Raw genomic sequence first — 5,193 nt, 5'->3', positions numbered from 1 at the left:
GGGCCGGCCCGCGCCGCTCACCCCCCGCCGCCCAGTCCCACCAGGGTGAGCGGCAGGCCGCAGGCCGCGTCGAGGGGCTGGGGCCGGCCCAGCAGGTAGCCCTGCACGCGGGTGACGCCGATCTCCTTCAGCACCGCGTACTCGCCCCAGGTCTCGACGCCCTCCGCCACAACCTCCGACCCGATGCGCCGGCCGTAGATCGTCAGGGCGTCGGCGAGCGCGCGGCGGGCGGAATCGCCGTCAATCCCCGCGATGAGACTGCGGTCGAGCTTGATCAGTTCGGGCGCGAGGTCGAGCACGTGCCGGAAGGTCGCGTGGCCCGCCCCGACGTCGTCGATGGCGAGCCGCAGGCCGCGCGCCCGCAGGGGCGCCAGCGCCGCGCGCAGCGCCGCGTAGCAGGGCACCTCGGCGTGCTCCGTCAGCTCGACCACGACCCGCCGGAGAGGGGCCCCCTCGAACATGCGGGCGAAGGCCGGGCTCAGCACGCTCGACGGCGAGAGATTGAGGGTGAGCTTGATCGAGGGGTCGATCCGCTCCAGGCCCCGCAGCGCCAGCGCCGCCGCCAGGAATTCCAGCTCCTCCAACAGCCCGACCTCGGCGGCCTCGGCGAACCAGAGGTCCGGCGCGCGCTCCGGCGCCGCGCGAAAGCGCGAGAGCGCCTCGAACGCCATCAGGCGCCCGTCGCTCGTGCGGTAGACGGGCTGGTAGACGACGTCGATGGCCCGGCTCGCCAGGATGTCGGCGATGCGGGCGCGCCGCGCCTCCAGGTCGAGGCTGGCGCTGCGCTCCTTCTGGAGCACGGCCGAGACGACGTCGGCGCAGAGCCGCAGCACGTTGAGGTCCCGCCCGGTGAGGGTGCGGTCGGGCGTGAAGCTGAAGCAGCACAGGGTCCCGTAGGCGGTCCCGTCGGCGTAGCGGAGCGGGACGCTCAGATGCGCTCCCACCGGGAGCGCGTCCGTCGCCGACAGGCCGCGGGCGACCGGATCCTCGCGGGCATCCTGCAGCAGCCCGGGCATCAGGCCGGCCGCCACGTAGTGGCAGAAGCTCTGCCGGAGCGGGTCCGCCCCGCCGACCGCGATGGGATTGCGCAGTGTCTCGCCATCGGTGAAGCGGAACACGCGGTCGTTCTCGGTGAACTCGGAAATGAATCCGATATCCATCGCAAGATGTCGCCGTACCGCCCTCAGAATGCTCTGAACCTGCTCACCGGAGCCACCGGGACCAACATCCAATATCGCACTGAGCGGCATGGAGCGCCTGAGCATCCAATCCGGACTTGGGCCAATGAACTATCGAGCGACGGCAAAGCAATCTCGGAGAACCTTGCCGGTCCGATGAAGAGAGACCGCATACCCCCCGCGGAATCAACCCCTACCCTATGGATCGCAACCCAGATCAACCCACCCTGCGACACCGTGGCCCAACCGGCCCGGCGGCCCGCGGCCGCGGCCGATCGCACGACCGTTTCGAGGGGGACCCGGACAGGTAGCCGATCACGGGTGTGAACAACCATAGGTTTTGGTGGACAACGCCTTTCCGGATCCGGCGCAACGCTACGCATCGCAGTCAGACTCCGCTTACCTCGCAGGTGGGGGCAATAACGAGCGTATCCAAGCTCTTTCAGGGCGCAGGATCGTTCATTGGATGTAAAAGATGCGCCGCTATCCCGCACGTCTTCTGCGCTCTAGGCATGCGCGTGCGGCCACGTCCGTTCGGATCTGGCCGAAACCTTCCGATTCCGTCGAGGTCGGTAGGAACTTTACGCTTCCTGTTTCAGCCGATCCGTCACCTCCGCTCCTGTCGGAGGCGCAGCGGCAATGCGTCGACGACGTCGCCGCGCGGCTCGACGCGGTCGCGGCCGACCTCGGGGCGGCGGACGGGCCCGAGGCACATGCGCGCCTCGCGGACCGGACGATCGAGGTCCTGCGGGGGCTGCGCGACGAGGCCGGGCCGGCGGACTGGGCCGCGGTGGCGGTGCCGGCCGTGCGGGCCCACCCGCTCGGGGCGCTGATGCAGGCCTGCCCGCTGACCCGCCACGCCTTCGCGCGACCGCGCGGCTATCCCGGCGATGCGGGCCTGCTCGACCTGATCTACCGCCACCCCGACGCCGACGCCGCGGTGGCGGCCGCGAGCGCGGCCGGCCGTGCGGCCTACGCGGTCACCGCCGGGACGGCGCCCTGCGCGGCCGTGCGGGAGCGCCGCCGGATCCTGGCCGGAGCGATCGACAGGGCGGCCGTGGAGCGGCCCGGCGCCGCGGTGCTGGCGGTGGCCTGCGGACATCTGCGGGAGGCCGAGATCAGCGCGGCCCTGCGGGAGGGCCGCATCGCGCGGCTGCTCGCCACGGACCAGGACCGGGCGAGCCTCGCGCTGGTGGCCGGGCGCGCCCGCGACCTCTCGCCGGCCATCGCGGCGCGCCGGCTCAGCGTGCGCGACTTCATCGCCGCCAGGGCGACGACGGAGGCCGAGATCGGTCGCTTCGACCTCGTCTACGCGGCGGGCCTCTACGACTACCTCGACGACCGGATCGCCGCCCGGCTGACGCGCCGGCTGTTCGGGCTGCTGCGGCCGGGCGGGCGGCTGCTCGTCGGGAACTTCCTCACGGGCCTGCGCGAGGAGGCCTACATGGACGCCGTGATGGACTGGCAGCTCCTCTACCGCGGCGAGGCGCAGATCCGGGCCTTCGCGGCCGAGATCTCGGAGGTGGATCTCGCGGGGCAGCGCTACTTCGCGGATTCGGGCGGCTGCGTCGGCTATCTGGAGCTGGAGCGTGCCTGAGCGGGTCCCGCCTCAGGCCGAGAGCGAGCGGGCCGGTGCCTCCTCCCGCTCGCGCAGGAAAGCCTGGAACGCCTCGGCCGGCATCGGCCGGCCGAGGCGGTAGCCCTGCAGCATGTCGACCGGCCGCGCCGCCAGGAAGGCGCGCTGGGCGTCGGTCTCGACGCCCTCGACCACGGTGGCGGGGCCGGCGTTGCGCACGAGGCCGAGGATGTCCTCCAGCATCCGGGCACCCTGCGGGGTCTCGGCCGCGTGCAGGAAGGAGCGGTCGATCTTGACGACGTCGAAGGGCAGGCTGCGCAGGCAGGAGAGCCCGGCGAAGCCCGTGCCGAAATCGTCGAGCCAGAGCTTCACCCCGAGGTCGCGCAGCTCGGCCAGCCCCTGCATCACCGCGTCCTGGGTCTCGATCTCGTGCCCCTCGGTCACCTCGACGGCGACGCGGCCGGCCGCGATCCCGGTCTCGGCCAGGATCCCGGCCACCGCGAGCGCGAAGCCCGGCACCCGGAACTGCGCCGCCGAGACATTGACGCTGACCCGCCGCAGGCCCGCTCCGACGAGCGCCTCGCGGCAGGCGGTGCGCACCGCCCATTTGCCGAGCTCGACGATGGCGCCGGTGCGCTCGGCCACCGGGATGAACACGGCCGGCGAGACCGGCGCGCCGTCGGGCGCGGTCAGCCGCATCAGGGCCTCGGCCGCCACCACCGCGCCGGTGCGCGCGTCGAGGATCGGCTGGTAGACCAGGGAGACCCGGTCCTGCGCGAGCGCGGTGCGCACGAGGTCGGCCACGCTCTCGTAGAGTCCGAGCTGCCCCGGGTCGTCCCGGTCGAACACCCGCACGCAGTTCCGGTCGCTCGCCTTGGCGGCGTAGAGGGCGCGGTCGGCTTCCGTCACGAGGCGCTCGACCTTGTTGCCGGCGACATCCGCGCTGAAGGCGGCGCCGACGCTGACGGTGATCGTCTCGCAGCGGTCCGGGCGCTGGCAGTGGGGGAGGCACAGGATCTCGATCGCGCCGCGGATCGCCTCGGCGATCCCCGCCATCTGCCGCCGGCTCTCGGAGCGGGCCAGCACGATGAACTCCTCGCCTCCGAAGCGGCCGACGATGCAGCCCCGCTCCGCCGCGACGCGCTCCAGCGCGGCGGCGACCGCGACGAGGCAGCGGTCGCCCTCCTGGTGGCCGTAATGGTCGTTGAAGAGCTTGAAATAGTCGATGTCGATCAGGACGACGCCGAAGCCGTGGCCGCGCCCCTGCCACGCCTCCCAGTGGGCGCGCAGGGCCTCGTCGATCGCCCGGCGGTTGGCGAGCCCCGTCATCGCGTCGGTGGTGGAGAGACGCAGGAGCGCCGCGCCGCGCTCGACCACCTCCTCCTGCTGCAGCTCGGCCCGGACCGCGTTGAGGAAGACCCGGTAGCGCTCGCGGTTGAGCTTCCAGTTGACGTAGAGCGTCAGCACGTAGGTCGAGAGGTAGAGCGTGCCGACCGCGACCGCGTACTCGTAGCTGACCGGGAAAACCGTCGCGAGGGCGCCGAGGAAGCTCGCGGCGATCACGCCCGAGGTGACCAGCGCCAGCCGGAAGCCGAAATTGAAGAACAGGTTCGAGACCATCATGAAGATGATCCCGAAGGTCATGTAGTACGACGCGCTGAGGTGGTGATGGCTGTAGCTGGAGAGCCAGAGCCAGGTCGCGTAGCCGACGACCACGGCCGCCGCGCATTGCCGGTCGATCAGGGGCAGCGGCACGCCCCGCCCGATCCGGAGCTCCATCCCGACGATGAAGCCGAGGCCGATCGCGAGGCGCGCGGCCGCCGTGTAGAGGAGGACGTCGCCGATCAGCACCGCGTCGGTGACCGCGAACAGCATGTAGAGGATGCCGACGATCCAGACGGCGACGCGCACGTCCCGCCGCTGCGCCTCGCCCAGGCGCTCGACGTAGAGCGCGCGCAGGGTCGCCGAGCGCGGCTCGTGCCAGCGTTTGGTGAGTTCGCCGTCGATCTGGGCCGCGAGGCTGGGCTGCATGCTGGGATCCGTCTGCACGCCCTGATTGAGAGGCGGCGGGCTTTCGGAAGGGTGAAACCGATACCGAAAGTTGCAGACGTTTCCGCACTCGCCCCCAGCCAGTCCCGCGGCCTGCCGCCGGACCCGCCCCCGCCGGGCCTCACACGACCTCCTGTACCTGAGGCCAGGCCGTGCTTTGATACGGCCTGGCCTCAGGTACAGGGAGGCCGGCAAGCCGGCCAAGGTCGCCACGGGGCGCAGGCTCGTCGTCCTGGCCAACGCCCTCGTCCGAGAGGACAAAACCTTCCCCCAAAGCGACATCCGCGCTTGACCCGCAATACAGTCGCCGGTCGATCAGTTCGGGCGTGTGCGGGGAACCGCGCCGCGCCCCCTCTCCCAGAGGGAGAGGGTTGGGGTGAGGGGTATGAC

At 71.7% G+C, this 5,193-nt stretch carries 3 protein-coding genes and 1 pseudogene; 2 read left to right on the top strand and 2 right to left on the bottom strand.

All coding sequences use genetic code 11. The features are described from left to right. Positions 1–17: 17 nt before the first annotated feature. On the bottom strand, positions 18–1,250 hold the full coding sequence (locus AX737_RS16945; protein WP_280949085.1) for an EAL domain-containing protein: 1,233 nt from the start codon (positions 1,248–1,250) through the stop codon (positions 18–20). Between the two features lie 403 nt (positions 1,251–1,653). On the opposite strand from AX737_RS16945, the gene AX737_RS16940 reads away from it, so the two are divergent. Further along, positions 1,654–2,775 carry a class I SAM-dependent methyltransferase gene (locus tag AX737_RS16940; protein ID WP_066923449.1) on the top strand — a complete coding sequence of 374 codons (1,122 nt, stop codon included), beginning with the start codon at positions 1,654–1,656 and terminating at the stop codon, positions 2,773–2,775. Positions 2,776–2,787: 12 nt separating this feature from the next. Here the strand turns inward: AX737_RS16940 and AX737_RS16935 are convergent, their stop codons facing one another. Next, positions 2,788–4,785: an EAL domain-containing protein gene (locus AX737_RS16935; RefSeq protein WP_066923446.1), complete on the bottom strand. Its 1,998-nt coding sequence runs from the start codon at positions 4,783–4,785 to the stop codon at positions 2,788–2,790. 199 nt (positions 4,786–4,984) lie between these two features. On the opposite strand from AX737_RS16935, the pseudogene AX737_RS33370 reads away from it, so the two are divergent. Further along, a pseudogene (locus AX737_RS33370) lies at positions 4,985–5,086 on the top strand (IS110 family transposase); the annotation flags it as partial. Positions 5,087–5,193 lie beyond the last annotated feature (107 nt).

The sequence above is a fragment of the Methylobacterium sp. CCH5-D2 genome, from assembly GCF_001556475.1.
Taxonomy (GTDB): domain Bacteria; phylum Pseudomonadota; class Alphaproteobacteria; order Rhizobiales; family Beijerinckiaceae; genus Methylobacterium; species Methylobacterium hispanicum.
Note: the sequence above shows the minus strand (reverse complement) of the source record. Positions and strands in the feature narration are given on the sequence as shown.

What these genes read in the sequence shown, in the direction of transcription:
- AX737_RS16945 (WP_280949085.1), bottom strand. Translation starts at nt 1,250, where the DNA reads ATGCCGCTCAGTGCGATATTGGATGTTGGTCCCGGTGGCTCCGGTGAG.
- AX737_RS16940 (WP_066923449.1), top strand. Translation starts at nt 1,654, where the DNA reads ATGCGCCGCTATCCCGCACGTCTTCTGCGCTCTAGGCATGCGCGTGCG.
- AX737_RS16935 (WP_066923446.1), bottom strand. Translation starts at nt 4,785, where the DNA reads ATGCAGCCCAGCCTCGCGGCCCAGATCGACGGCGAACTCACCAAACGC.